Origin of the sequence: Aestuariibaculum sp. YM273 (genome assembly GCF_030908365.1) — a bacterium.
Taxonomy (GTDB): domain Bacteria; phylum Bacteroidota; class Bacteroidia; order Flavobacteriales; family Flavobacteriaceae; genus Aestuariibaculum; species Aestuariibaculum marinum.
Map to the genome: position 1 here is coordinate 3,202,339 of NZ_CP133090.1, position 26,812 is coordinate 3,229,150.

At 33.1% G+C, this 26,812-nt stretch carries 26 protein-coding genes; 13 read left to right on the plus strand and 13 right to left on the minus strand.

Going from position 1 to position 26,812, the window contains the following annotated elements; translation table 11 throughout:
- The 6 genes from RBH94_RS13825 to RBH94_RS13850 form a co-directional block, all read right to left on the minus strand.
- Positions 1 to 939, minus strand: coding sequence for a UDP-3-O-(3-hydroxymyristoyl)glucosamine N-acyltransferase (locus tag RBH94_RS13825; RefSeq protein ID WP_307881432.1), 939 nt, complete (start codon positions 937 to 939; stop codon positions 1 to 3).
- Between the two features lie 6 nt (positions 940 to 945).
- A complete protein-coding gene (gene efp / locus RBH94_RS13830) occupies positions 946 to 1,515 on the minus strand; it encodes an elongation factor P (protein WP_307881433.1) in 570 nt (189 codons plus the stop codon).
- A 34-nt stretch (positions 1,516 to 1,549) separates the two neighbouring features.
- Positions 1,550 to 2,335: an acyl-ACP--UDP-N-acetylglucosamine O-acyltransferase gene (lpxA, locus tag RBH94_RS13835; RefSeq protein WP_188222074.1), complete on the minus strand. Its 786-nt coding sequence runs from the start codon at positions 2,333 to 2,335 to the stop codon at positions 1,550 to 1,552.
- A gap of 24 nt (positions 2,336 to 2,359) precedes the next feature.
- Complete coding sequence (locus tag RBH94_RS13840; protein WP_307881434.1) at positions 2,360 to 3,766, minus strand: bifunctional UDP-3-O-[3-hydroxymyristoyl] N-acetylglucosamine deacetylase/3-hydroxyacyl-ACP dehydratase; 1,407 nt, start codon at positions 3,764 to 3,766, stop codon at positions 2,360 to 2,362.
- Positions 3,757 to 4,779 (minus strand): UDP-3-O-(3-hydroxymyristoyl)glucosamine N-acyltransferase, encoded by a 1,023-nt coding sequence (gene lpxD, locus RBH94_RS13845; protein ID WP_307881435.1) that lies wholly within the window; start codon positions 4,777 to 4,779, stop codon positions 3,757 to 3,759. Before lpxD ends, RBH94_RS13840 begins: the two co-directional genes overlap by 10 nt.
- Before the next feature lie 118 nt (positions 4,780 to 4,897).
- Positions 4,898 to 6,118, minus strand: a complete 1,221-nt coding sequence (locus RBH94_RS13850; RefSeq protein WP_307881436.1) for an HD domain-containing protein — start codon at positions 6,116 to 6,118, stop codon at positions 4,898 to 4,900.
- Positions 6,119 to 6,223: 105 nt separating this feature from the next.
- Between RBH94_RS13850 and RBH94_RS13855 the strand changes: the two genes are divergently transcribed.
- The 3 genes from RBH94_RS13855 to RBH94_RS13865 all read left to right on the plus strand — a co-directional run bounded on the left by RBH94_RS13855 (position 6,224) and on the right by RBH94_RS13865 (position 9,085).
- Entirely contained in the window at positions 6,224 to 7,777 is a 1,554-nt protein-coding gene (locus RBH94_RS13855; RefSeq protein WP_307881437.1) for a bifunctional response regulator/alkaline phosphatase family protein, read from the plus strand.
- A gap of 90 nt (positions 7,778 to 7,867) precedes the next feature.
- A complete protein-coding gene (tsaE, locus tag RBH94_RS13860) occupies positions 7,868 to 8,272 on the plus strand; it encodes a tRNA (adenosine(37)-N6)-threonylcarbamoyltransferase complex ATPase subunit type 1 TsaE (protein ID WP_307881438.1) in 405 nt (134 codons plus the stop codon).
- 246 nt (positions 8,273 to 8,518) lie between these two features.
- A complete protein-coding gene (locus RBH94_RS13865; protein WP_307881439.1) occupies positions 8,519 to 9,085 on the plus strand; it encodes a hypothetical protein in 567 nt (188 codons plus the stop codon).
- On the opposite strand, the gene RBH94_RS13870 is transcribed toward RBH94_RS13865, so the two are convergent.
- Positions 9,082 to 11,511 (minus strand): outer membrane beta-barrel protein, encoded by a 2,430-nt coding sequence (locus RBH94_RS13870; RefSeq protein WP_307881440.1) that lies wholly within the window; start codon positions 11,509 to 11,511, stop codon positions 9,082 to 9,084. The genes RBH94_RS13865 and RBH94_RS13870 overlap by 4 nt on opposite strands.
- 205 nt (positions 11,512 to 11,716) lie before the next feature.
- Here RBH94_RS13870 and RBH94_RS13875 point away from each other — a divergent pair, with 205 nt between their 5' ends.
- The 4 genes from RBH94_RS13875 to RBH94_RS13890 all read left to right on the plus strand — a co-directional run bounded on the left by RBH94_RS13875 (position 11,717) and on the right by RBH94_RS13890 (position 15,039).
- Positions 11,717 to 12,916: an alanine dehydrogenase gene (locus RBH94_RS13875; RefSeq protein WP_188222083.1), complete on the plus strand. Its 1,200-nt coding sequence runs from the start codon at positions 11,717 to 11,719 to the stop codon at positions 12,914 to 12,916.
- A gap of 44 nt (positions 12,917 to 12,960) precedes the next feature.
- Positions 12,961 to 13,311: a hypothetical protein gene (locus tag RBH94_RS13880; protein WP_307881441.1), complete on the plus strand. Its 351-nt coding sequence runs from the start codon at positions 12,961 to 12,963 to the stop codon at positions 13,309 to 13,311.
- A 7-nt stretch (positions 13,312 to 13,318) separates the two neighbouring features.
- Entirely contained in the window at positions 13,319 to 13,915 is a 597-nt protein-coding gene (locus RBH94_RS13885) for a sugar transferase (protein WP_307881442.1), read from the plus strand.
- A 65-nt stretch (positions 13,916 to 13,980) separates the two neighbouring features.
- Complete coding sequence (locus RBH94_RS13890; protein ID WP_307881443.1) at positions 13,981 to 15,039, plus strand: polysaccharide biosynthesis protein; 1,059 nt, start codon at positions 13,981 to 13,983, stop codon at positions 15,037 to 15,039.
- Here RBH94_RS13890 and RBH94_RS13895 read toward each other — a convergent pair.
- A complete protein-coding gene (locus RBH94_RS13895) occupies positions 15,034 to 16,209 on the minus strand; it encodes a proline dehydrogenase family protein (protein WP_307881444.1) in 1,176 nt (391 codons plus the stop codon). The two genes, RBH94_RS13890 and RBH94_RS13895, sit on opposite strands and share 6 nt — an antisense overlap.
- A 102-nt stretch (positions 16,210 to 16,311) precedes the next feature.
- Between RBH94_RS13895 and aroB the strand changes: the two genes are divergently transcribed.
- Positions 16,312 to 17,379, plus strand: a complete 1,068-nt coding sequence (gene aroB, locus RBH94_RS13900) for a 3-dehydroquinate synthase (RefSeq protein WP_307881445.1) — start codon at positions 16,312 to 16,314, stop codon at positions 17,377 to 17,379.
- A 48-nt stretch (positions 17,380 to 17,427) separates the two neighbouring features.
- On the opposite strand, the gene RBH94_RS13905 is transcribed toward aroB, so the two are convergent.
- On the minus strand, positions 17,428 to 18,549 hold the full coding sequence (locus RBH94_RS13905; RefSeq protein WP_307881446.1) for a DegT/DnrJ/EryC1/StrS aminotransferase family protein: 1,122 nt from the start codon (positions 18,547 to 18,549) through the stop codon (positions 17,428 to 17,430).
- A gap of 144 nt (positions 18,550 to 18,693) precedes the next feature.
- Between RBH94_RS13905 and RBH94_RS13910 the strand changes: the two genes are divergently transcribed.
- Both RBH94_RS13910 and RBH94_RS13915 read left to right on the plus strand, forming a co-directional pair.
- Entirely contained in the window at positions 18,694 to 19,692 is a 999-nt protein-coding gene (locus RBH94_RS13910; RefSeq protein WP_307881447.1) for an SDR family oxidoreductase, read from the plus strand.
- Positions 19,693 to 19,707: 15 nt separating this feature from the next.
- Positions 19,708 to 20,991, plus strand: a complete 1,284-nt coding sequence (locus RBH94_RS13915) for a nucleotide sugar dehydrogenase (RefSeq protein WP_307881448.1) — start codon at positions 19,708 to 19,710, stop codon at positions 20,989 to 20,991.
- A gap of 58 nt (positions 20,992 to 21,049) precedes the next feature.
- Here RBH94_RS13915 and RBH94_RS13920 read toward each other — a convergent pair whose 3' ends face one another.
- Both RBH94_RS13920 and RBH94_RS13925 read right to left on the minus strand, forming a co-directional pair.
- Complete coding sequence (locus RBH94_RS13920) at positions 21,050 to 21,529, minus strand: Lrp/AsnC family transcriptional regulator (RefSeq protein ID WP_188222092.1); 480 nt, start codon at positions 21,527 to 21,529, stop codon at positions 21,050 to 21,052.
- Between the two features lie 70 nt (positions 21,530 to 21,599).
- The gene (locus RBH94_RS13925) at positions 21,600 to 22,733 is read right to left on the minus strand and encodes a M14 family zinc carboxypeptidase (protein ID WP_307881449.1); all 1,134 of its coding nucleotides are present in this window, start codon (positions 22,731 to 22,733) and stop codon (positions 21,600 to 21,602) included.
- A 335-nt stretch (positions 22,734 to 23,068) separates the two neighbouring features.
- Here RBH94_RS13925 and RBH94_RS13930 point away from each other — a divergent pair, with 335 nt between their 5' ends.
- Together RBH94_RS13930 and RBH94_RS13935 are read left to right on the plus strand one after the other, a co-directional pair.
- Positions 23,069 to 23,488 carry a helix-turn-helix domain-containing protein gene (locus RBH94_RS13930; RefSeq protein WP_307881450.1) on the plus strand — a complete coding sequence of 140 codons (420 nt, stop codon included), beginning with the start codon at positions 23,069 to 23,071 and terminating at the stop codon, positions 23,486 to 23,488.
- Between the two features lie 56 nt (positions 23,489 to 23,544).
- Positions 23,545 to 23,913, plus strand: coding sequence for a DNA topoisomerase IV (locus RBH94_RS13935; RefSeq protein WP_188222095.1), 369 nt, complete (start codon positions 23,545 to 23,547; stop codon positions 23,911 to 23,913).
- A 10-nt stretch (positions 23,914 to 23,923) separates the two neighbouring features.
- Here RBH94_RS13935 and RBH94_RS13940 read toward each other — a convergent pair whose 3' ends face one another.
- Together RBH94_RS13940 and RBH94_RS13945 are read right to left on the minus strand one after the other, a co-directional pair.
- Entirely contained in the window at positions 23,924 to 24,424 is a 501-nt protein-coding gene (locus tag RBH94_RS13940; protein WP_307881451.1) for a hydrolase, read from the minus strand.
- Between the two features lie 11 nt (positions 24,425 to 24,435).
- Positions 24,436 to 25,197, minus strand: coding sequence for an MBL fold metallo-hydrolase (locus tag RBH94_RS13945; RefSeq protein ID WP_307881452.1), 762 nt, complete (start codon positions 25,195 to 25,197; stop codon positions 24,436 to 24,438).
- Positions 25,198 to 25,294: 97 nt separating this feature from the next.
- Here RBH94_RS13945 and RBH94_RS13950 point away from each other — a divergent pair, with 97 nt between their 5' ends.
- Positions 25,295 to 26,758 (plus strand): TonB-dependent receptor, encoded by a 1,464-nt coding sequence (locus RBH94_RS13950; RefSeq protein WP_307881453.1) that lies wholly within the window; start codon positions 25,295 to 25,297, stop codon positions 26,756 to 26,758.
- Positions 26,759 to 26,812: the final 54 nt, after the last annotated feature.

The window sequence follows — 26,812 nt, forward strand, 5'->3', positions numbered from 1 at the left end:
TTATTTTTTAGTTTTTAGTTCTTCTAAAATCTTAGGAATTTGTTTCACTAAAGCCAAACCTTTTAAGTGTTCTTTAGCTTCCTGAGCAGGTGTTCCCCAGTAGGTTTTATGTCCGGCTAACGATTTACTAATACCGGCTTGCGCATGAACTACAGCCTTAGTACCAATAGTGATACCACTAGCGCAACCTACTTGCCCCCAAATAGTCACTTCGTCTTCAATAACAACGCAACCTGCAATTCCAGCCTGAGAAGCAATCAAACATTTTTTACCAACTACAGTATCATGACCAATTTGAATGAGGTTATCTAATTTAGAACCTTCACCAATTATCGTATCACCTGTTACACCTCGATCTATGGTACAAGAAGCTCCAATATCCACGTTGTCCTGAATAACCACACATCCACTGGATTTTAAACGATCGAACCCTTCCGGACGCTTTTTATAATAAAACGCATTGGCTCCTAAAACCGTATTGGCATGAATGGTTACGTTATCTCCAATCACTACATCATCATAGATACTAACATTGGAGTGAATGACACAGTTTTTACCAATAACAACATTGTGACCAATAAAGCAATTTGGTTGAATTACAGTTCCCTCTCCTATTTTTAAAGAATCGGAAATCTGAGCATTTGCAACTTTAAAAGGTTTAAAATGATTTGTAAGCTTATTGAAATCTCTAAAAGGATCGTCACTTACCAACAACGCTTTACCTTCAGGACACTCAACTTCTTTGTTTATTAAAACAATAGTAGCTGCCGAATTTAAAGCTTTATCGTAATATTTTGGATGATCGACAAATACAATATCACCAGGTTCGACAACATGTATTTCATTCATTCCTAAAACAGGAAAATCATCATCCCCAACAAATTCACAATCGATTAATAGAGCTATTTGTTTTAATGTATATGGATTTGGAAATTTCAACTGAAATTATTCTTTAACGCGTTCTTTATACGTTCCTTTTTCTGTTTCAACTTTAATTTTATCACCCTCGTTGATAAATAAAGGTACATTTACGGTAGCTCCAGTTTCAACTGTAGCAGGTTTTGTAGCATTAGTCGCTGTATTTCCTTTAACTCCAGGCTCCGTAGCTGTAACTTCTAAGATAACACTTGCTGGCATTTCAACAGAAAGTGGCATGTTATCTTCGGTATTAATCATTACAGTAACAACTTCCCCTTCTTTCATTAATCCAGGACTATCTAATGCTGCTTCCACTAATTGAATTTGCGTGTAATCTTCGGTGTTCATAAAGTGGTAGTACTCTCCATCATTATATAAAAACTGGAATTTATGAGTTTCTACACGAACATCATCTAATTTATGCCCTGCAGAAAAAGTATTATCTAGCACTTTTCCTGTTGTTACACTTTTTAACTTTGTTCTAACGAAAGCAGGACCTTTACCTGGTTTAACATGTAAAAACTCAACAATTTTATAAATGTCGTTGTTATATCTTAAGCATAATCCGTTTCTAATATCACTCGTTGTAACTGCCATAATATATGTATCTAATAATTGATTTTAATTTTTATTAATTTGCTTTGAAGTATCCTTTCATAATACCGCGCTGAGAATCTTTAATAAACTGAAGAATCTCGTCACGTTCTGGAGTGGCCTCCATTTCAGCTTCAATAATCTCAGCTGCTTGTGTGTTATTGTAATTCTTTTGGTAAAGGATTCTGTATATATCTTGTATTTCTCTGATTTTATCTGTGCTAAATCCGCGACGTCTTAACCCCACCGAATTAATCCCGACATAAGATAATGGCTCTCTTGCCGCTTTCACAAACGGAGGCACATCTTTACGCACTAAGGACCCACCGGTAACAAAGGAATGATTTCCAATAGAAACAAATTGATGTACCGCAGCCATACCTGCTAAAACAACATAGTCTCCTACTGTAATATGACCTGCTAAAGTGCTATTGTTCGAGAAAATACAGTTGTTTCCAACTATACAATCATGAGCAACGTGACAGTACGCCATGATTAAACAATTGTTACCAATAACGGTTTTCATTCTATCTGTAGTTCCTCGGTTAATCGTAACGCATTCTCTAATGGTAACATTATCACCGATTTCTACCGTCGTATCTTCGTCGTTGTATTTTAAATCTTGTGGAACTGCCGAAATAACCGCACCAGGAAAGATGTTACAGTTTTTTCCAATACGAGCACCTTCCATAATAGTTACATTACTTCCTATCCAGGTCCCTTCACCTATAACTACATTATTATGAATGGTTGCAAAAGGTTCTATTACAACATTTTTTGCGATTTTAGCGCCCGGATGAACGTATGCAAGAGGTTGATTCATTTGTTCAGTTTTGTCTTTAAAAGTTTATTTTACTTTAGATATCTGCGCCATAAGCTCTGCTTCTGCGCATAATTTTCCATTAGCATACGCATATCCCTGCATGTGGCAAATACCTCTTCTAATAGGTGTTATTAACGTACATTTAAATATTAACGTATCACCTGGAGATACTTTTTGTTTGAATTTAACATTATCCATTTTCATGAAGAATGTTAAGTAATTTTCAGGGTCCGGCACAGTGCTTAACACTAAAATACCTCCTGTTTGTGCCATAGCTTCAACGATTAACACTCCAGGCATAACCGGTGCTCCCGGGAAGTGACCTTTAAAGAATTCTTCATTCATAGTCACATTCTTGGTAGCTGTTACATGCTGATCGCTAAGTTCGAAAACTTTATCGATTAATAAGAATGGTTGCCTGTGTGGTAACATTGACATAATTTGAGTTACATCCATTAATGGAGGTTGATTCAAATCAATATTAGGCACATTATTACGACGCTCGTTTTTAACTATTTTTGATAATTTTTTAGCGAACTGTGTATTGATAAAGTGACCTGGTTTATTAGCAATTACTTTACCTCTAATTTTAGTTCCCACTAGAGCTAAATCTCCAACAACATCTAGCAATTTATGTCTTGCAGCTTCGTTAGGATGATGTAATGTTAGGTTATCTAAAATTCCGTTTGGCTTAAGAGCAATAGCATCTTTTTTAAACGCAACTTTTAATTTCTCCATAGTTTCAGGAGATAATGGTTTATCTACATAAACGATTGCGTTATTTAAATCACCACCTTTAATTAAACCATGCTCTAAAAGCATTTCAATTTCGTGTAAAAAACTAAATGTTCTAGAAGTAGATATTTCTTCTTTAAAATCTGAAACTTGATTTAAAGTCGCATTTTGAGTTCCTAAAACTTTAGTACCAAAATCGACCATGGTAGTAATTTGATACTGGTTTGCCGGCATAACAAGAATTTCGCTTCCTGAATCTTCATCTATATATGATACAATATCTGTAACTACAAACTCTTCACGGAAAGCATCTTGTTCTACAATACCTGCTTTTTCAATAGCTTCAACAAAAAACTTCGATGAGCCATCCATAATTGGAGGTTCTGAAGCATTCAGCTCCAAAATAACGTTATCGATATCTAAACCGATTAAGGCTGCTAAAACATGTTCTGAAGTTTGAATAGCAACTCCGTTTTTTTCTAAACATGTTCCTCTTTGGGTATTTGTAACATAGTTTGCATCAGCTTCAATTACAGGTGTCCCTTCTAAATCCACACGTTTAAAAGCCAATCCTGAATTAGCCGGTGCAGGTTTAAACGTTAATGTAACGTCTTTACCAGTATGTAAACCAACGCCAGTTAAAGAAATTTCTTTCTTTATAGTTTTTTGTTTCGTTTCAGTAACTACTATTCCCATTTATTTTTTTCTAAATCATTAATGTTTTTAACAATCTTAGGTAAGTTCTTAAAGTGAACATACGACTTATTATAATCACTTAGCGTTATAGCAGGAGACCCTTGCAACACTTCGTTATCTTTTACTTTTCTGGCTATTCCTGATTGCGCCTGAACTTTTACATTGTTACCAATTACAATGTGTCCTGCAATACCTACCTGCCCTCCTATCTGACAGTTTTCTCCAATTTTAGTAGACCCTGCAATTCCAGTTTGGGCAGCAATAACAGTATTTTTACCGATTTCCACGTTATGTGCTATTTGAATTTGATTATCTAACTTAACACCTGTTCTAATAACGGTAGAGCCTAGAGTTGCTCTGTCTATAGTGGTAGCAGCACCAACATCAACATAATCTTCAATAATTACATTTCCGGTTTGTGGCACTTTATTATACCCACCACTTTCGTTAGGTGCATAACCAAATCCGTCAGCGCCAATAATAGCACCAGAATTTATAACACAATTATTACCAATTATGGTTTCTGAATATATTTTAGCACCGGAAAAAACGATAGTGTTATCCCCTATTACTGTATTATCTCCAATATAAGAATTTGGAAAAATCTTTACGTTTTCTCCAATCTTTACATTTTCACCTATATAAGAGAAGGCACCGACATAAATATTTTCTCCACAAGTTGCGGATTCTGCTATAAATGAAGGTTGCTCAATACCTGTTTTATTAAGTTTAACAGAGTTGTAATATTCAAGGATTTTCGAAAAAGCCAGATACGCATCATCAACTTTAATTAACGTAGTGGCTATATCTTCTTCAGGCTCAAAGGTCTTATTAACAATGGTAATAGAAGCCTTTGTTGTATATATGTAGTGTTTATATTTCGGGTTTGCTAAAAACGTTAAAGAGCCTTCAGACCCTTCTTCTATTTTAGAAAGTTTAGACACTTCAGCATCAGGATTTCCAACGACATCACCCATTAAAATTCCTGCTATTTGTTCTGCTGTAAATTTCACACTTTAAAGTTTGCTGATTAAATTTCTTGGGCAAAAATAGGAAAAATGTGTTAAAGTTTTTCACCCGTACCCTCTTTATTGTTTTAAAGTTATCAAGCCAAACCTTAGGCTGTGCCCGCTAAGTTCTTTGTTTTGGGTAACATATATAATATTTTGTTACCGGTTTAGATAATGCTTTTATATTTAAATGATCGGAAGCTTTTACAATATCCTGAATTTTTCCTGATTTATGCAAAATATTTATACTCTTGTGCTTTAGCTGGTAGGCTTGGTTTGAAATATCTCCGGTAAAAACAAAATAGGATGCTTCCTTCCTACTAATATTATAGTCAGTCATTAAATCTTCAAGGTATTTTTCCAGGTTTTCTGCTTTTATTGGCTTCTTTTTAACTTTGATGGTTAACAGATTCCTATTGATTATCATTTCACACAAATGACTTAAAACAAAATCCTTCTCAAATTGCCACTCCTTCATGGCGGAAATAATATCATAATCATCTAACTGAGCAAAAACATCAAGTGTTCCTTCGCTAAATTCCTGTAGTGTAATTTTATTTTCCAGAAAGTAAGTTAATGCCTTACTAGCTGCCAATTTATAACCTTCACTATATAATTCTTTAGCTCGCTTTAAAACACGAATTAATAGTTGTTCGGCAACTAACCCTGTTTTATGCAAGTATACCTGCCAATACATTAAACGTCTGGCTACAATAAATTTCTCAACACTATACACTCCTTTTTCTTCAACAACCAATTCATCATTTACAACATTTAGCATGGTTATTAACCGTTCACTATTCACATTACCTTCCGCAACACCTGTATAAAAACTATCCCGTTTCAAATAATCAGCACGATCAATATCAAACTGTCCGGAAATTAACTGACACATAAAAGCTCTTGGATATTCACCTTTAAAAATTTCAATAGCTAACGTTAAACTTCCGTTAAATTCCTCATTCAAACGCTCCATAAAAAGCAAAGAAAGATGCTCATGAGACACACCATTCACTATACTGTGCTCCATAGCATGAGAAAACGGCCCATGACCAATATCATGCAATAAAATAGCAATATAAAGCCCATTTTCTTCGTCTTCAGAAATCGCAACCCCCTTAAAACGAAGTACATTCACAGTTTGCTGCATTAAATGCACACAACCAATAGCATGATGAAATCGCGTATGGTGGGCTCCCGGATAAACCGTATAAGACATCCCCATTTGGGTAATTCTTCGTAAACGTTGAAAATATTTATGCTGAATTAAATCGAATATTAGAGAATTCGGAATAGTAATAAATCCGTAAATTGGGTCGTTTAATATTTTAAGTTTGTTCAAACTTTAATCATTAAGGTTTATAAAACAAATATAAATATATAGACTGTCTGAACAAAAGACAATTACCAAACATATTGAAATAAATTAATTATTAAACATATTTAAATGAGTGCAATACAAATACTTTGGGTAGATGATGAAATTGATTTACTAAAACCACATATTTTATTTTTAGAGCAACGTAATTACAATGTTACAACCTGCAAAAGTGGTAGTGAAGCGATTGATGTTTTAGAAACCGAAAAGTTTGATATTGTCTTTCTTGATGAAAACATGCCTGGCCTTACCGGCCTTGAAACGTTAAATGAGTTAAAAGCCAAACAAGACAATCTTCCAGTAGTAATGATTACTAAAAGTGAAGAAGAGTATATTATGGAAGAAGCTATTGGAAGTAAAATAGCCGATTACCTTATAAAACCGGTAAACCCAAATCAAATCCTGTTAAGTTTAAAGAAGAATTTAGACCATTCCAGATTAGTTTCGGAAAAAACAACGTCAAGTTATCAGCAGGAATTTAGAAAAATAGCCATGGATTTAGCTATGGTTAATTCTTCTGAGGAATGGGTAAACCTGTATCAAAAATTATTGTATTGGGAAATTCAATTAGAAAACATTGAAGACCCAAGCATGTTTGAAATATTAGAATCTCAAAAAACCGAAGCTAATATTCAATTCGGAAAATTTATCGAAAAGAATTATGCAGACTGGTTTCTTCCAAACACAGAGGCGCCTGTGATGTCTCACACTCTATTTAAAGAAAAAATTGTTCCTGAACTAAGCAAAGAACAACCAACACTTTTGGTTGTAGTCGATAATCTACGCTACGACCAGTGGAAAGTTTTCGAACCCATAATAAATAATTATTACAAAAAAGATCACGAAGAAGCTTTCTTTAGCATACTTCCTACAGCTACGCAATATGCGAGAAATGCCATTTTCTCAGGCTTAATGCCAAGTGATATGGAAAAACTGTATCCGCAATTTTGGAAAAACGACACAGATGAAGGTGGGAAAAATTTACATGAAGAAGATTTTCTTGAAGCCCAAATGAAGCGACTAAACCTAGATCATTTAAATTATGAGTTTCATAAAATCACCAACCTAAGAACAGGTAAAAAGCTGGTTGATAATTTCAAAACCCTAAAAGATAATGATCTTACGGTAGTAGTTTACAATTTTGTAGACATGCTATCTCATGCAAAAACCGAAATGGAAGTTGTAAAAGAATTAGCCTCAAACGATAAGGCTTACAGATCATTAACTCTAAGCTGGTTTAAGAACTCGCCCTTATTCGAAATGATTCAGCAAGCACAGCAATTAGGCTTTAAATTAATTGTAACTACAGATCACGGCACAATCAATGTAAAAAATCCATCTAAAGTTATTGGAGATAGAGATACAAGTTTAAATTTGCGTTATAAAACTGGTAGAAGTTTGACATATGAAGAAAAAGAAGTTCTTGTATTTAAAGATCCGAAGGAAGTGCATTTACCTTCAATAAATATGAGTAGCTCCTATATTTTTGCGAAAAGCGATTCATTCTTTGCTTACCCTAATAACTACAACCATTATGTTAGTTATTATAGAAATACCTATCAACATGGTGGGGTTTCGCTTGAAGAAATGATCATCCCTTTTTCCGTTTTTCTGCCAAAATAATCTATATAATACCAAAAAAACCGATAAAACGCACAAATCTTTAGTGTTTTTCGTATATAATTTGTAATATTGTTTTTAAATTTGATTGGATTGGAAATAAATTATAATCTTGAGCAACTTGATGAAGTAGCGCAGCAAATCATCAAAAACCTAAAAACCAAGACATTGTTATTTCATGGTGAAATGGGTGCAGGGAAAACAACTTTAATTAAAGCATTAATAAAAGCTTTAGGAAGTCAAGATGAAGTGAGCAGCCCGACCTTCTCGATTGTAAACGAATATGAATTAAAAGATGATAAAATTTATCATTTCGATTTATACCGTATAAAGGAAGCAGAAGAGGCTTATAATTTTGGAATAGAGGATTATTTAGATTCCGGATATTGGAATCTTATAGAATGGCCAGACGTCATAAAAGATTTATTACCAAGTGAATTTGACATTTTATCTATTGATATTAAAGAAGACAACAATAGATTATTAGTTTTAAAGTAAAAATAAATAACGTTTAAGTTACATGATATAGAAACACATTTACTCCGAAATTTGAAGTTTTACGGTAAACCCGTAGCGAAAAAATAGAAAAACCCTGTTTTTAACATTTTTTTAACATTTTAAGAAAAACTTCAAGTTAGCCTTTAGTTACATTTGGGTAATTAATTAATTAAATCCCTTAAAAAATGAAAACTAAAAAGTATTTAATCGCAGTAGCGATCTTCGGAGGAATGTTGTTCACAGCTTATGCAGCTAACGCAGTTAACCAAGATGGACAACAAACAGCAAAAATTGAAAGATCAAAAATTAGAATTCCATCAGCTGGATAGGAAGAGTTTGATTATAGGGAGTATTATTGCTACATTAATAGCAATGACTCCTTATTTCTTTTATTTATACGAAAGTGTTCCAGACATTCCTGTTTGGAACACTTTTTTATTTACATATGACAGTAAATATTATGGCAGCGTACTAACGGTAGCATGGACGTTAACAGGTAAAGTAATCCCTCTATTCTTAATATTTATTTGGTTTTTCACTTGTAGACATTGGTGGTATCATGTTCTTTTGGTTCCTATAGCCATGTATGCCTATCAAATTTTCATTACTATAAATGATGATTTGAAATATGTTGACTCAAATCAATTAATCTATTTGATTCCAATCATGGCGGTTATTGTGCCTTCTATATATCTTATTAGAGCGCAGATTTTCAACAAGATTAATAATGCAGATAAAACTTTAGAGGAGCTGGAAGACGAATTTAAAATGACACCTAAAAACTTCTGGGATAAAGTTAGGAACTACTTTTAATTATGGGAGCTATTGCTTTCTAATCTATTTCGCTCTTCGGAATTAATTTCTTTTTTATTTGTAGATAACTTATAATTACCAAATTTGTAATTAAACCCTAAAGTAATCAGCCTGTTTTCCATTCTTGATGTCATAAATAAATCCTGATCTGCATAGGTATTACTCAAATCAAAGTTTTGCGTGTTAAATGCATCTGTAACACCTACACTTAATGATGCTCTATTATCCCAAAACGATTTTCTAACGCTTATATCCAGTCCGTGGCGCGTACTGTAAACAGAAGGACCATCTACCAGTGGAGATATATAATTATAAGAGACGTCTACTGACAAACTCTTATCCTTTAAAAGCGTAAAGTAATTCACAACCTGCGCATATACAGACCACTTATCATTTGTAATCAGCAAATTATCATTATAATATTTCCCTTCGTAATAAAAGAGCGAAGATAAAACATATAAATTCCAGTTTGAAACAACGTTAGTATACGTCATAAAATCTAAACCGTAAGAAATATTTCTGTCAATATTGGTTTTTATATATCTAACTTTATTGTTGACATTATCCTGCTGAAATAATTCTAATGAAGGATTATCTTCATATCTATAATATACCTCAAATGTATATGTGTCTTTTAAAGTGTATCCTAAAGTAAAAACATCATCAATTTGAGGTTTCAACGTTGGGTTACCTACCAGATAGGTGTTATCATTTAAATAATACTTAAAAGGGTTTAAATCATTATATCTAGGTCTTGATATGCGTTTGTTATAACTAAAGTAAATTTGATGATTATCATTGATCCTATCAAGCAAATAAAACGAAGGAAATAATTTAGTATATGTTGACTCGTTGGAATTACTGATTGTTTCAGATTCTCCAGTTAAATCTGTGTGTTCCAAACGAAGCCCTGTTTTAAAGCTCCAGTTATCCCAGTCTTTAGAAAAACTAGCATATACAGCGTAATTCATTTCATCATATAAAAATGTATCAAGCTCATCTATATCTGTTGATTGTTGACCATTATTTACAATAAACTGATTTATATAACTTCCGGAATTTATATCTGATACTTTTACACCTGTTTCAAATTGACCATTATTCTCAAAAGGCAACTCATAATCAACTTGGCCGGTGTATAGCTTTGTAGATTGACTGTTATTTGTCTGAAATATACTCTCTCTAAACAGGACATTTTCATTGGCCAAATAATAATTGGTGTTTACGTTTTGTAAACTTGCAAAATCATAATTTGTATGATGCAGGTTTACAGTTAGTTTCTCTCCTTCCCTTTTGAAATCATGAACAAAATCAAGATTAAACGCCAGATTATTGGTTTTAAAGTTTGCGTTATTTGTGGTATTAAACAGAGAATCCAACACATAATTAGCACTAAACATTTGTGTTGTGGAATTTACATCTGTATTTGTATTTTTTTCTGGACCTATTAAAATACTCGAAGAAAAACTTAAAGTATTATTTTCGTTTAATTCATAATCGATATTTGCGTTAATATTATGATTTAATGACTCTTTAGTTCTTTTGAAATCCGTTTCCCAAATTGACGATGTTTGATTTAATTCATCTTTAAAATTTACAATTTCATTGTTATGTCTATAATCTTTTCTTGGACTTCCACTATAATTTAAATAGGCATCTAATTTATTCGTTTTAAAAAAATGACTGGTTCCTAAGGCATATTTTGGGTATTTATATCCTTGCTTGTAATTTCCAAATATTGTTCCATTATAACCTGCTGCAATATTTTTACTTGTCACAATATTTATCACAGCATTCCCCTCTGCCTCATATTTAGCAGGCGGATTAGTTATTACTTCAATTGATTTTAAATTCTGAGCTGTCGTTCCTTCTAACAATTGTTGAATTTCGTTTGAAGATAAATACACTCGTTTATCGTTTATGTAGATAATAGGTTCGCCATTTTTAACTGTAATTTTATTATCAGAAACCATAACCCCCGGAGTATGTTTCAGCACATCTAGCACATTATAGTTTGATAGTGTGGAATTTTCAACATTAAAAACAACACGATCAATTAACCGCTTTACTGTAGGGCGTTTAGCAGTCACTAATACTCCATCTAAAGCCTCAGCCTTTTCACTTAAGACAATGTTATTAAATGCAATATTTTTATACAGCTCAAAAGTTACATTGTAAGGTTCAAAACCTAAATATGAAATTTTCAATTGATAGGTTCCTTTATGAATATCTTCAATAACGAAATTTCCGGAATCATCTGTTGTTGTTCCTTTTATATATTCGTTATCACTGTCTAGCAAAACAATGTTGGAATAAGCTACTTCTATTTTATTTTCATCAACTACATGTCCAGAAATAGTGTGGTTTTGCGCCAAAGCCAACAATGGAAAATAACATAAAAAATGTAGTAGTAGTTTTCTAAGCATAGAGAGTTTTCTACATACAAACATAAAATAATTTATTTAAAATTTTTTGAGGGAAAACCATAAAAACGCAAACTTTATCATTTAATTTTTGAAAAATCAGACGAATAGCACAATGTGGTTATAATTTGAAATATTTTTAATTTACTTAAATGTGCTAACTAAATAATTTGTAATTTAACTTTTTTATATCAACCACGTATAAAGCATGTCTAAACAACTGTCTCCTTTTACAAAACAACAACTTTTACCACAGGAAGAAACTCTTGAAATTTTTAAACGAAAAGGTGAGCTTTTTATAGGAATCCCTAAAGAAACAGCCTACCAAGAAAATCGTATTTGTTTAACTCCTGACGCCGTTTTTGCTATTGTAAGTAACGGACACCGAGTACTTTTGGAATCGGGTGCCGGAGATGGCGCTAATTTTAGCGATAAGGACTATAGTGAAGCAGGCGCTGAAATAACAAAAGACACTGCAAAAGTTTTTGCATGCCCTATGATTCTAAAGGTGGAGCCGCCTAGTTTGGAGCAAATTAAAATGATGAATCCTCAAACGATTCTAATTTCAGCTTTACAACTTAAAACACAATCAAAAAAATATTTTGAAGCCATGGCGGCTAAACGTATTACAGCTCTAGCCTTTGAGTTTATTAGAGATGCCGATGGAAACTACCCTGCTGTAAAATCGCAAAGTGAGATTGCAGGAACAGCCTCTGTTTTGATAGCTTCTGAGTTATTAACAGATGCTAAAAGTGGAAATGGTCGTATGTTTGGAAATATTAGTGGGGTTCCCCCTTTAGAAGTTGTTATTCTTGGCGCAGGTACTGTTGGTGAATTTGCCGCAAGAAGCTCTCTGGGGCTTGGTGCCAGCGTGAAAATATTCGATAATTCTATAACCAAACTCAGGCGCATTCAAACCCATTTAGGTCGCCCATTGTATACATCTACTATTCAGCCTAAAATATTAACAAAAGCTCTTAAGCGTTGTGATGTGGTGATTGGAGCAGTTCGAGGGAATAATCGTTCTCCTATTATTGTTACAGAAAATATGGTGCAGGACATGAAAAAAGGTTCTGTTATTATAGATGTTAGTATCGATATGGGTGGCTGTTTTGAAACCAGCGAAGTGACCTCGCACAAGCAACCTACATTCGTTAAACATAATGTAGTTCATTATTGCGTGCCTAACATTCCAGCTAGATACTCCAGAACATCCTCATTATCAATAAGTAATATTTTCACACCTTATCTGCTAAAGATAGCTGAAGATGGCGGTGTAGAAAATTCAATAAGATTTGATAAAGGTTTAAAAAATGGGTTGTACTTTTACCACGGAATTTTAACAAACAAATCGGTTGGCGAGTGGTTTAATTTAAATTACAGCGATATTAATTTGATTATTTTTTAATTATCGTTTTCAATTACCAATTCAGCCAATTTTAAATTTTATACATGAAATTAATTCAACGTATTGGATACTACCTTGGCGGATTTTCATTCGGATTAATCATCTTAGCGTTCTTTTTAAACGGTAAAAAAGTATCTTGTAGTTATGGCCCTGATGCCAGGGTATTGAAAAACATCAGACAAAAACAACTCATTTACCCTTCTGATTTATCTGACTCTTTACTCGTTAATTATATTCTAAAAAAAGGTGATGTTAATTTCTCTGAAAGTGATGTTCACCAAAAACCATGTGGTGTTTACGTTGTCGAGGGTGAATATAAAAATAAAGACATTCAACTAACTATTGAAAACTGTGATAGCATTGCCACTATAAATGCTGTGAACTATAAAAAATAAATGAGTGATGTACATAAAACGAGGGTTTGACATAGTTTTCGCTTTCATTCTACTTGTTTTATTAACCCCTGTACTGATACTAATCGGAATTCTTATAAAAATTGATTCTAAAGGCCCTATCCTATTTAAACAATTAAGGGTAGGAAAAAATAATAGAGATTTTACTATTTTCAAATTTCGTTCCATGTTTTCAGATTCAAAGGAGCAGAATTTACTAACCTTAGGTGATAACGATACGCGTATCACAAAAACAGGTTATTATCTTCGTAAATACAAATTAGACGAATTACCACAGTTATTTAATGTTTTTATTGGAGACATGAGTTTTGTTGGTCCACGGCCAGAACTACGTTATTTTGTTAATTCTTACTCAAATAATGATTTGGTTGTACTAAAAGTAAAACCAGGCATTACCGGATTAGCTTCTCTAAAATACAGACACGAAGCAGAACTATTAAAATCAGCTAAAAACCCTCAGGAATTTTATATCAATTCTATTTTGCCTGATAAATTAAAAATCAATAAAGAATATGTAGAAAACAGGAGTTTATGGCTAGATTTTAAAATTTTGTTACAAACAGTTTTCAGAGTTATCTTCCAATAAGAACTTGTTCCTATTGCAGCAAATCTATATTATTTCTACTTTGCAGTAGCTTAAATCAAATCTGAATGAACAACTCGATTGACTTTTACATAGATCAACTTATAAATCACACCGATGTATTTAATGCTAATATAAATGATTTCGAAGCAGGCAAGGTTTTCGATTTCTCTGAAGAAACCATACTAATAACCGGGGCTGCTGGAACGATAGGCAAAGAGCTATTCCAACAACTCATTCCTTGTACTTTTAAAAAAGTCATTCTAATAGATATTGCAGAATCTGCGCTTTACAACCTTTCTATTGAATTTACTGAACACATAAATCACAAAATAGAATTAAGAGTTTGTAATATTAATGACAAAGCTTCGATCAAACACATATTCTCTACCTACAATCCTACTATGGTTTTTCATTGTGCAGCATACAAACATGTACCATTAATGGAAATCAATCCATATGAAGCTGTAAAAACAAATATCATAGCTACAAAACTGCTTGCAGATCTCTCTGCTCAGAGGGATGTGAAAAAATTTGTTTTTGTTTCCTCCGACAAAGCTGTTGCACCTATAAGCATCATGGGAATAACAAAACATATTGCTGAACAATATTTAGATTCTTTGGAGTCAAACACCGAATTTATAATTACCCGATTCGGAAACATATTAGGGTCTAACGGTTCCGTATTACCGGTATTTTTAAAACAGATTGAACTTAATTTATCGTTAACTATTACAGATAAAGATATGACGCGCTACTTTATAGGTCAACAAAAAGCATGTCAACTAATACTTGAGTCAACAATTCTTAATAAATTAAAAAACAAAACTTTATCATTTAAAAATAACAGTCCTATTAGCATTTACAAATTAGCTAAATCCGTAATATCAATATCAAAAAAAGATGATATAATAATAAAAGTAACCGGTGTTCGGTCTGGTGAAAAATTACATGAAATAATGGTTGACACCAATGAATCAACAGAACCCACATCGCATCCAGACATCTTTCAAATTAAAAACAAAAAAAAGCCTGCCAAACAAATAGCAGACTTTAAATATTTAAAAAAGATTACTCCGAACACTTCAACACTAGACGCTGAAATTATTCTAAGAAAATACTTATAATGTTTTTCTACGTTTCTTTTCTTTAGACAGCAAATTAAGCTCGCGACCTGTTTGCCCTGCAACAGAGGTATTTTCCTCAGCACGACGAATTAAATAAGGCATCACATCTTTTACTGGTCCAAAAGGAATATACTTCGCTACATTGTAACCTAAGTTCGACAAGTTAAAACTAATATGATCGCTCATACCGTACAACTGGCCAAACCAAACTCGAGAATCGTTGTGCTCTACCCCTTTTCGCTTCATCAAGTCCATTAATAAATATGAACTTTCTTCGTTATGTGTTCCTGCAAACAGCGAGATATCTTCAAGATGTTCTAAAATGTAATTTAAACAATCGTTAAAGTTTTCATCTGTTGCTAATTTACTTGCACAAATAGGTGTTGGATATCCTTTTTCTTCAGCACGCTCATTTTCTTTCTCCATATATGCGCCACGAACAATCTTATATCCAAGTTTATAACCTTCCTTTTTAGCTTTTTCGTGCTCTTTACGAAGGAAATCCATTCTATCATGACGATACATTTGAAGCGTATTGTATACCACGGGTTTTTCTGTGTTATACTTTTTCATCATATCGGTTACTAATGCGTCGGCAGCATCCTGCATCCAACTTTCTTCAGCATCAATTAAAACAGCTATGTTGTAGTCTTTTGCTTTTTTACAGACACCATCATACCTACCTATAACCTTATTCCATTCCTCCTGTTCGGCAGAAGTAAGAGTCTCGCCCTTACCCATTTTTTCATATAAATAAAAACGCCCAAACCCAGTTGGCTTAAACACTGCAATAGGAATCGCCTTTAATTCCTTAGAAAACTCCATGATTTTTAAAACAACATCGCGGGCGTTATCGAACTCTTTTTCGCTTTCTTTCCCTTCTACAGAAAAGTCAAGCACAGAACTCACGCCCTTCTCATACATTTTATTAATAACCGGCAGGCAGTCATTTTCACTAACTCCTCCACAAAAATGATCGAAAACGGTAGCACGAATTAGTCCTTCCACAGGTAAATGTGCTTTAATCGCAAAATTCGTTGCAGCAGTACCTATACGCACCAAAGGCTCGATAGAAATCATTTTGAATAAAAAATAAGCGCGCTCTAACTCAGAGTCACTTTTAAGCGCAAAGGCCACTTCCGTATTATCGAATATGCGTTCTACACTCATAAAGAATCAAAAAAATTATATAAAAGTAATGCCGACGAAGTTATCATTTTATGAATAAATCTCCTTAATTTCACATCCTTAAAAAAAAGTTAAATATTTAGCATGGATTCCATCAGCACAAACAACTGTACTATTCATTTCAATAACATATGCTACCCATCTTTAAATAAGCATATTAAAGAAAATAATTTCTCTAAAATCTTTATACTTGTAGACGAAAATACTCATGAATTTTGTTTACCGTATTTCTTAAAACAAGTAGAAACAGAAATAACTATCGAGATAATTGAGATCGAATCCGGCGAAATAAACAAAACAATTGATACCTGTGTTGGGGTTTGGAACACACTATCTGAATTAGATGCCGACAGAAAAAGTTTATTAATCAATATTGGCGGTGGTGTTATAACCGATTTAGGTGGCTTTGTAGCTTGTACTTTCAAACGAGGTATAGCTTATGTTAATGTACCAACAACACTGTTATCGATGGTTGATGCATCTGTTGGTGGCAAAACAGGTGTGGATTTAGGGCATTTAAAAAATCAAATAGGTGTAATAAGCAATCCTGATTTAGTTTTAATTGACACCCAATACTTAGCTACACTCCCACAGAACCAAATGCGTTCCGGTTTAGCTGAAATGCTAAAACACGGACTTATAAGCAGTGAAAACTATTGGAATAAGTTTCAGGATTTATCAAAATTAAACTCAGACGATTTAGATCAACTGATTCATGAATCGGTTTTAATTAAAAAGAATGTTGTTGAAATTGACCCTTTCGAAAACGGCCTAAGAAAAACATTAAACTTCGGACACACTTTAGGTCATGCTATTGAAACTTATTTTTTAAGTAACCCTGAAAAAACAACGCTTTTACACGGCGAAGCCATTATTATAGGCATGATTTTAGCTTCTTATATTTCTACTGAATTAACTGGATTCCAAAAAGAAACCACTTTAAAAATTAAAGAATTCTTTACGGAATACTACGGAAAAGTAGAGATTTCAGAAGACGAACGTAAACCAATTATGGAGTTGATGAAATACGACAAAAAGAATAATCACGGCAACATTAACTTCGTGCTTTTAGAAGATATTGGCAAACCTAAAATAGATTGCTTAGTCGATGATGATATTATAATTGATGCTTTTAAATTTTATGCATCATAAAACAATTTGAAGCCTGTAATTTACTTACAGGCTTTTTTTTTTAACCTATTAAACTGCTTTTTTAATTACGTCGACTACCTTTTTTAAATCTTCCTTACTTAAATTAGACCCACTAGGGAGACACAATCCTTTATTGAAAAGATTCTCTGAAACACCATTAACAAAACTTAAACAATCCCTAAAAACAGGCTGTAAGTGCATCGGCTTCCAAAATGGTCGAGATTCTATATTTTGCTTTTCTAAAGCTAATCTGATGCGTTCGCGCATTATAAAAGATTCGGTTAAAATACAGGTCAGCCACCTATTAGACTTACTATTATAATCCTCATCTAAAAATGTAATTCCTTTTAATTCAGATAATTCAGATTTATAAAAACTGTAATTATCCCTCCTGGCTTCCACCCGATTTTCAAGAACCTTCATTTGTCCACGACCAACCCCTGCTAAAACATTACTCATTTTATAATTATAACCAATTTTAGAATGCTCATAATGCTCACCTAAATCTTTTGATTGATTTGCCAAATGGATAGCCTGCTCTTTTAACTTTTCATTTTTTACAACCAAAGCTCCTCCAGCGGAAGTTGTTATGATTTTGTTTCCATTAAAAGAAAACACACCGATATCCGATAAATTACCACAAGGTTTGTTTTTATAATAACTTCCTAAAGCCTCTGCCGCATCTTCCACAACAGATATATTATATTTCCTCCCAATAGCATTTATTTCATCAACTTTGTACGGCGAGCCATAAAGATGCACAGCAATAATGGCTTTTGGTTTTTTAAAATTCTCAATCCGATTTAAGATAGCCTGCTCTAAAAGTTCAGGTGACATATTCCATGTTTCAACCTCACTATCTACAAATACTGGTGCTGCACCCTGGTAAAGAACAGGGTTCACGGAAGCTATAAACGTAAAACTCTGACATAACACTTCATCACCTTTTGAAACCCCGAGTAACTGTAAAGCCAAATGAATAGCAGATGTACCTGAATTTAAAGCGACTACTTTAGAATTATTCCCAAGAAAATTTCCCAAATCAGATTCAAATCCTTCAATGTTATCTCCCATTGGCGCAATCCAATTTGTTTCAAAGGCATGATTTACAAATTCTTGCTCAAATCCACTCATATGAGGTGATGATATGTACATTCTTTTACTACTCATTAATCTCTATCGACTATTTTACTATTCATAAAAAACTAAATTAAATCATTCAAAATTGAATAAAAAAAGAAAACAATACCTGAATTTGTTTAGCAATTAAAATTACATTTATATTTTTAATCCGATTTATAAAAGCATCACAAAATGACCCCCGAACAATTAAACATACTAAAAAACAAACACGTCTTGGTAACGGGTGGTGCTGGTTTTATCGGTTCTAACTTATGCGAATACCTTTTATCGCATAATATAAAGGTGACTTGCCTGGATAATTTTTCAACTGGAAAACAAGAGAATTTAGAAAGTTTTAAAAACAACTCGAATTTCAAACTCATAAATGGCGATATTAGAAATCTAGAAGATTGTAGAGCTGCCTGCTCTAAAGTTGATTATATTTTACATGAGGCTGCGCTTGGTTCTGTACCACGATCTATAAGTGACCCAATCACCACAAACGACGTTAATATTTCCGGTTTTTTAAATATGTTGGTTGCAGCTAAAGAAGCAAATGTTAAACGATTTATTTACGCCGCAAGCTCCTCTACTTATGGAGATAGCAAACCACTGCCTAAAGTAGAGGATAAAATAGGAAAACCACTTTCCCCCTACGCCATTACTAAATATGTTAATGAATTATATGCCGATATATTTCACACCACATATAATTTAGACACCATAGGATTACGGTATTTCAATGTCTTTGGAAAACGACAGGACCCAAATGGGTCTTATGCTGCTGTAATACCTAAGTTTGTTCAACAGTTTTTAAAACACGAGTCTCCTATGATAAATGGCGACGGAAGCTACTCCAGAGACTTTACTTACATCGATAATGTTATTCAAATGAACATTAATGCATTAACAACCCAAAATACAGATGCAATAAACAACGTTTACAATGTAGCCTATGGAGAGCAAACCACTCTTTTACAGCTCTCCTCTCTGCTAAAAGAATATTTATCCGATTATGATAAGGATATTGAATACATTGAAATTAAATTTAAAGAAAATAGAATTGGGGACATCCCTCACTCTTTAGCGTCAATAGAAAAAGCTAAACAATTACTAAATTACAATCCCCAATACGACATAAAAACTGGCCTAAAAGAAGCTGTTAAGTGGTATTGGAATCATTTAAGATAAAGAACTTTCCAAAAAATGAAGGATATAAAAATTGCCGTTATAGGTCTAGGGTATGTAGGATTACCGCTTGCGAGATTATTTGCAACTAAATATCCTGTTATTGGTTATGATATTAATCAAAAGCGAATCAAAGAATTAAACCAAGGCAATGATATAACATTAGAGGTTGATAAAGATGAATTACAAGCCGTCTTAAAGCCTTCAAGCGAAGACAACTCAAACGGACTATTCAACTCATCTAATTTAGAGGATATAAAAACCTGTAACCATTACATTGTTACGGTTCCAACGCCTATCGACAAAAACAATAAACCAGACTTGGCACCGCTTTACCGCTCTACTGAGTCTATCGCAAAAGTTTTAAAAAAAGGAGATATCGTGATCTACGAATCAACCGTATACCCCGGAGTTACTGAAGATGAATGTATTCCAATTTTAGAAACTATAAGCGGTTTAAAATTTAATGAAGACTTTTTTGCCGGCTATTCTCCCGAACGTATAAACCCAGGTGACAAACTCCATACCGTTGATAAAATCCTTAAAGTTACCTCCGGCTCCACTCCAGAGACAGGAAAAAAGGTGAACGACTTATACGCTAGTGTTATCACTGCAGGAACCCATTTAGCCCCATCTATAAAAGTAGCGGAAGCCGCGAAAGTTATTGAAAACTCGCAACGCGACATCAATATTGCTTTCGTAAATGAGTTGGCTAAAATTTTCAATTTAATGAATATCGACACGCAAGCTGTTTTAGAAGCGGCGGGTACAAAATGGAATTTTCTTCCGTTTAAACCAGGACTTGTTGGCGGACACTGCATAGGTGTAGATCCCTACTATTTAGCACAAAAAGCAATAGAAATCGGGTATCATCCTGAAATTATTCTGGCTGGTCGACGTGTAAATGACAGCATGGGACATTACGTCGCTTCGGAAGTTATAAAACTTATGGCTCAGAAAGACATTAGAATAAAAAACGCGAAAATTCTAATTTTAGGAATCACCTTTAAGGAAAATTGCCCTGATGTTCGTAACACTAAAGTTGTTGATGTAGTTACTCAATTACAAAGCTACGGTACCGAAGTTACTATTTACGACCCTTGGGCAAAACCCGAAGAAGTATCACAGGAACACAACCTGAATACCGTAACAGAATTACCAAATGAAAAATTTCACGCAGTAGTATTAGCTGTTTCTCACTCAGAATTTCTTAGTATAAACACCAAAAACTTACTAGAAGACAATAGTATATTATACGATGTAAAGAGCTTTTTAAAAGAACCTGTAAACGGCAGGTTATAAAAGAAAAAAAGGCGCTAATCATAAATTAGCGCCTTTTTTATATCTAATTGATAAAGCCTTACATTTCGTTAAAAATAGTATGCATTAATCGTTTTTTATCGTTGATACTTTCCTCTAGCGATATCATGGTTTCCGTTCTATAAACACCTTCAATATCATCTAACAAAAAGATAACTTCTTTTGCATGTTCAGTACTTCTCGCACGAATTTTACAAAACACATTAAACTTCCCTGTTGTGATGTGCGCTACAGTAACATAAGGTATCTCGTTAATTCTCTCTAACACAAATTTAGTTTCAGAGGTTTTATTTAAAAATACACCTACGTATGCAATAAACGAATATCCTAATTTTTTATAATCTAACATTAAAGAAGAACCTTTAATGATTCCGTGTTCTTCCATTTTCTTCACTCTTACGTGTACTGTACCTGCAGATATTAATAATTTTTTTGCAATGTCTGTAAACGGAATCCTAGTGTTATCGATTAACATATCAAGGATTTGGTGATCAATCTCGTCTAATTTAATTTTCCCCATAATTAATTATTCTTAAGTATAAAGCAAAAATAATACATTTTCTTTAAAAATAATACATAATTAATAGGCTTTATTTCGAAAATAATGAGATTTTTTCATTATTTATAATCACGAAAACGTTTTCGTCACCTAAATTAACAGCATTCCCCTGCTCATTAAGCACTTCTAAACCATTGGCTTGAATGGTTTTATGCGCATAAAACCCCTTCAAATCTTCAATTTTATCCACTTTAGGAACAAAAACAACTTCATTATTAACCAAGCGCTCCTGAAACATAATACCAATATCTCCTACCGAAGCATCTCGTATAATTACATCTAAAAACAGCTTTTCATTTTCTGGTATATTCAAATACCCCTCGTAATTATCTCCTAAAACATTATTATTAACGATATAATCAAAGGATGTTAAATAAGATATATATATTAATTTCCTTGTTTTTTCTCTTCCGTAATCCTCATGAAAATGACCCGCCTCAAATAGAATGGTTGGAATATTTTTAGTTTGAAACGTATCTCCAACACAATTTAGGTTAAACGCATCATCATACACTCCTACTTGCCCTGGAATTTCCTTTTGCAAGGCATCATTCATTACGCTGATAATCTCCATAGCAATCTTTCTATTAGGTGTTATAGTACATTCCTGATCTTGTGCCGGTGATAAAAAGGATACCGTTGCAGATTTATTGGTATTCCCAGCACTAAAAATTGTACGTTGACCATGAAGATTATAACAATAGTGTGGTTTAAAAGCTTCGAATGCTGCTTTTAAAACTAAACTTTCAGGCTGTGTTAAATTTTGAGCATCCCTATTCAAATCTACCTCATTGGCATTTATTCGAGTATAAGCCTTAGCGCCATCTGGATTTAAAATAGGTATAATATATAAGGTGCACCCATTTAAAATGTGCTGTATTGACGAATCGTTGCTTAATAATGTATTTGTAAGATCAAAAATTGCCTTAGTGGTTGTCGATTCATTACCATGCATTTGCGACCACATTAAAATTCGCTTATCCCCAGATCCTATTTTAAATGCGTATATATCGTCGTTTAACACAGATTTGCCGATACTTTCAAATTTCAATTGACTACTTAATGAATCTAAAATAGGTTTTATTTGATTATTGGTAATATATCGATGACTTAAACGTGACTCTTTGTGGTTTAAGTAAAGTGATTTTATGGTCTCTAATTGCATGATCTTAATTTGTTGACAAATGTAAGAATTTAAAAAGTTACAATTGTTAACAAATCGTATTTCACAAATGTAAACAAGAAATAATATTCAGTTGTATACATTTGTAAACACAAACATCTATTTTATTTACAATGGAAGCACCATAATTAATTCGTTATTTTGCAAAAAAGATTAAACTATACTTAACTTATTTATTTTCAGTTTTTTAATTACATTTAATTGAAGTGTTGCTTTTAATGTTTTAACATTTTTCATTTGTTTTTTGTATACATTTGTATACTGTAAACATATTTTTATTACATTTGTAACGAAGTAAACATTTGTAAACAGTTACAATGATAAACACAGAAGAATTTACAATACGCCTAGAGAAAGTCATCAATTTTTATGGAGAATCAGCCTCTTCCTTTGCTGAAAAAATCGGTGTGCAACGCTCTAGTATATCCCACATTTTATCTGGACGAAATAAGCCTAGTTTAGAATTTGTGTTAAAAATACTTTCAGCCTATCCTGAGGTAGAATTATATTGGTTACTAAATGGTAAAGGTAGTTTTCCTGCAAAAAAAGAAATAACACCTTCACCTCCGGTTGAGGCTTCACCAAAAATCAAACAAGTTGAGGATCCGGCTCCAATTTCCAGAGCAGCCGTAAATCATCCAGAAGAAAAAATATTTTCTGAAAATACAAATGGAAAAACTATAGAGCGTATTGTGGTATTTTATTCAGATGGTACTTTTAAGAACTATCACAATTAAAATTAAGATTGTTTAGTACCTTTGCTTGAAATTTTAAAACCTTATAAATCGTTCAGATGAAATTTTTTTATGCTCTAATATTTTTAAGCCTGTTTAGCTGTTTTGAAACAACTCGTAATTGTAGCGATTATAAAACCGGAGAATATTATAGTGAAGTGACCATTAATGGCGAATTATTTAAATCGAAGTTTAAACGTACTGATGATCTTCAGGTGGAAACCTATAATAATAAAATAGATTCTTCGTCACTGCGATGGATTAATGATTGTGAAGTTGTATTTAAAACTATTAATCCGAAAAACATGGCCGAGCGAAAAGATATTCATTTAAAAATCTTAACAACTACTGATAGTTCGTACACTTACGAATACTCGTACGTTGGCGAAACCCAAAAACAAAAAGGAATCGCCTATCGAGTTAAATAAATTATAGGATTTAATCGAACGGATACAAAAACGACTCCACTACATTAAATTCAATTTGTTGATTTTCGTTAATGTAATACGTTAAAAACATTTCTCCCCAATACTTACCATCTGTAAAATCGGCAATAATCCATTTATGGTTTAATAACTTAATCGTATTAATCATCATGCGCTTGCCTTCGCTCGCAGCATATGGCACAATAGGATGCTCGCCTTTTACTTCATTTAATTTGTAAAGTTCGTCTTTAATACCTGGAACCAATTCACTTACATCATAGCCTTGATTTTCAAAATAACTAATCGCATCTTCATTTCTATTGAAATTAAAATGTGATAAGTCGGTAATTTCATGCTGCATACTCACTAACGAATCTTTATACTGTTGCAGTTGCTCTTTGTAATCGCCAATATTTTGATTCATGTCTTCAAACACACGCTTCGAGTTCACAAACTGAAACAATACCAATAGCAGAGCAAACACAAACAAGTACATGAAAATTCTTTGCTTCATTTTTTATTTTTTTAAATGGTTATTTGTAATTCATCATGGGCCAAAAATACATTTTCTGGCAAAGTTTTCTCTACTTCTTCGTGAAAACCTAACAAATGACTAATATGCGTTAAATATGCTTTTCCTGGATTTACCTTTTTTATAAAGTCTAAAGCCTCGTCTAAATTAAAATGTGAATAATGTGGTTCGTATCGTAACGCATTAACAACTAAAACTTTTACATTTTTAATTTTTTCAATTTCTTTATCCTTAACAGTTTTCATATCTGTTAAATAGGCGAAATCACCGAACCTATACCCAAATACCTGCAAATCCCCATGTTTTCCGTTTACCGGAATAACTTCTAATTCTTTTAACTGAAACGGTTTGTTTTTAACGCGATTCGTAATAACTGTTGGTGCTCCCGGGTATTTATTTTTTGTAGCAAAAATATAATCATATTTCTTGATTAAAGATCTTAAAACACGCTTGTGTGCATAAATAGGAATATCGCCTTGCCTAAAATAAAAAGGACGAATATCATCCAGACCAGCAACATGGTCGGCGTGTTCGTGAGTAAAAATAACTCCATCTATTCTTTTGCATTCAGCACGTAACATTTGATATCTGAAATCCGGACCACAATCTATTACATAGGTATAATCATCCCATTCTACCAAAACAGAAACTCGTAACCTTTTGTCTTTTGGGTCTTTGCTTAAACAAACCGGGTGATCACTCCCTATAATTGGAACCCCTTGTGATGTGCCTGTACCGAGGAAAGTTACTTTCAAAATAGTATTAAGTTTATCACAAAAATAAGAATGTTTTTTTGTTTCAAACACTTATTTAATATCTTTACTCCACAATACAAAATAACCTTAAAAACCTATGGAAATAAGCATAAAAGGTGATAAAGAATTTGATGATATTCCTTCGTTAAAAACTAAAGCTCTCCGAATTAATTTAAACGAAAATATTTACGGAACCTTCGCCGAAATTGGTGCCGGACAGGAAACCTGTAGACATTTTTTTAGAGCGGGCGGTGCTTCTGGAACAATAGCAAAGGCGATGTCTGCTTACGATAAAGATTTTAGTGATGCTATATATGGTGCCGAAGATGACGGTCGTTATGTAACTGAAGCACGTTTAAGAAAGATGTTAACCCATGAGATGAATCTTATGGAGAACCGCTTAACACGTGAAAAAAATCCGAATAAAATCTTCTTTACCTATGCCAATACTGTAGCAACTATAGATTTTGCTAAACAATTTAAAGGCCACGGTTGGGTTGGTATTAAATATCAGGTTGAAGCTGGTGGTGAATATAACGAAATTATATTACACCTTCGTTTTAAAGAGAACGATGCAAGACATCAGCAGGAAACGCTTGGTATTTTGGGAACCAACTTAATTTACGGTGCTTTTTACAAATACAACGAACCTAAAAAATTACTACGCTATTTATACGATCATTTAGATAAAGACCGTGTAGAGATTGACACTATAAACTTCTCTGGACCAGTCTTTAAAAATGTAGATAACCGTTTAATGAGTTTACAGCTTGTTAAAAATGGAATGACTGATGCCGTAATGTTTGGTCCTGACGGAACCAATGTTTTACCAGCCAAAGTATTCTACAAGAAAAACATTTTAGCGCTTCGCGGTAGTTTCAGACCTGTAACCAAGGTAAACATGGAAATGTATGAGAAATCATATGAGATGTTTATCAAAGAAAACAAAGTAGATAAAGAGAAAACTGAAGTGGTTTTCGAAATCACCTTATCTAACTTAAGAGCTGAGGGTGAAATTGACGAGCAAGACTTTATTGATAGAGCCGATTTATTGTGTGCTCTTGGGCATTCGGTAATGATTTCAAATTTCCAGGAATATTACAAAGTTGTTGAATACTTCTCTAATTATACGAAATCCAGAATGGGATTAGCCATGGGCGTAAGCAATCTGGTCGATATTTTTGATGAAAAATATTACCGACACTTAAGTGGTGGTATTTTAGAGGCTTTCGGTAAATTGTTCTTTAAAGATTTAAAAGTTTACTTATATCCAATGCACGATCAGGAAACTGGAGAATTAATAACCAGCGAAAACCTAAAAGTGTATCCTCGTATGAAAGAATTATATAAATTCTTTAAATACAATGGTAAAGTGATTGATATTGAAGAATACGACCCTACCATCATGAATATTTTCTCTCGCGAAATTCTGAACATGATTGCCGATGGTGAAAGTGGATGGGAAGATATGGTACCAGACGGAACGGCTGAATTAATCAAAGATTATAGATTGTTCGGTTATTCTAGAAAACCATTAACTTTAATTAGAAAAAGAAAATAATATTTTCTACACATACAAATAAAAAAGCAGCTTTTATTAAGCTGCTTTTTTATT

Bases quoted from the DNA above. Each gene is read 5' to 3' on its own strand.
- RBH94_RS13875 (WP_188222083.1), top strand. From the start codon at position 11,717: ATGTCTAAACAACTGTCTCCTTTTACAAAACAACAACTTTTACCACAG.
- RBH94_RS13865 (WP_307881439.1), top strand. From the start codon at position 8,519: ATGCAGCTAACGCAGTTAACCAAGATGGACAACAAACAGCAAAAATTG.
- aroB (WP_307881445.1), top strand. From the start codon at position 16,312: ATGGATTCCATCAGCACAAACAACTGTACTATTCATTTCAATAACATA.
- RBH94_RS13895 (WP_307881444.1), bottom strand. From the start codon at position 16,209: ATGAGTGTAGAACGCATATTCGATAATACGGAAGTGGCCTTTGCGCTT.
- RBH94_RS13925 (WP_307881449.1), bottom strand. From the start codon at position 22,733: ATGCAATTAGAGACCATAAAATCACTTTACTTAAACCACAAAGAGTCA.
- RBH94_RS13950 (WP_307881453.1), top strand. From the start codon at position 25,295: ATGGAAATAAGCATAAAAGGTGATAAAGAATTTGATGATATTCCTTCG.
- RBH94_RS13885 (WP_307881442.1), top strand. From the start codon at position 13,319: ATGTACATAAAACGAGGGTTTGACATAGTTTTCGCTTTCATTCTACTT.
- RBH94_RS13870 (WP_307881440.1), bottom strand. From the start codon at position 11,511: ATGCTTAGAAAACTACTACTACATTTTTTATGTTATTTTCCATTGTTG.
- RBH94_RS13855 (WP_307881437.1), top strand. From the start codon at position 6,224: ATGAGTGCAATACAAATACTTTGGGTAGATGATGAAATTGATTTACTA.
- RBH94_RS13935 (WP_188222095.1), top strand. From the start codon at position 23,545: ATGAAATTTTTTTATGCTCTAATATTTTTAAGCCTGTTTAGCTGTTTT.
- RBH94_RS13890 (WP_307881443.1), top strand. From the start codon at position 13,981: ATGAACAACTCGATTGACTTTTACATAGATCAACTTATAAATCACACC.
- RBH94_RS13920 (WP_188222092.1), bottom strand. From the start codon at position 21,529: ATGGGGAAAATTAAATTAGACGAGATTGATCACCAAATCCTTGATATG.
- RBH94_RS13915 (WP_307881448.1), top strand. From the start codon at position 19,708: ATGAAGGATATAAAAATTGCCGTTATAGGTCTAGGGTATGTAGGATTA.
- RBH94_RS13880 (WP_307881441.1), top strand. From the start codon at position 12,961: ATGAAATTAATTCAACGTATTGGATACTACCTTGGCGGATTTTCATTC.
- lpxA (WP_188222074.1), bottom strand. From the start codon at position 2,335: ATGAATCAACCTCTTGCATACGTTCATCCGGGCGCTAAAATCGCAAAA.
- RBH94_RS13910 (WP_307881447.1), top strand. From the start codon at position 18,694: ATGACCCCCGAACAATTAAACATACTAAAAAACAAACACGTCTTGGTA.
- RBH94_RS13840 (WP_307881434.1), bottom strand. From the start codon at position 3,766: ATGGGAATAGTAGTTACTGAAACGAAACAAAAAACTATAAAGAAAGAA.
- efp (WP_307881433.1), bottom strand. From the start codon at position 1,515: ATGGCAGTTACAACGAGTGATATTAGAAACGGATTATGCTTAAGATAT.
- RBH94_RS13940 (WP_307881451.1), bottom strand. From the start codon at position 24,424: ATGAAGCAAAGAATTTTCATGTACTTGTTTGTGTTTGCTCTGCTATTG.
- RBH94_RS13905 (WP_307881446.1), bottom strand. From the start codon at position 18,549: ATGAGTAGTAAAAGAATGTACATATCATCACCTCATATGAGTGGATTT.
- RBH94_RS13930 (WP_307881450.1), top strand. From the start codon at position 23,069: ATGATAAACACAGAAGAATTTACAATACGCCTAGAGAAAGTCATCAAT.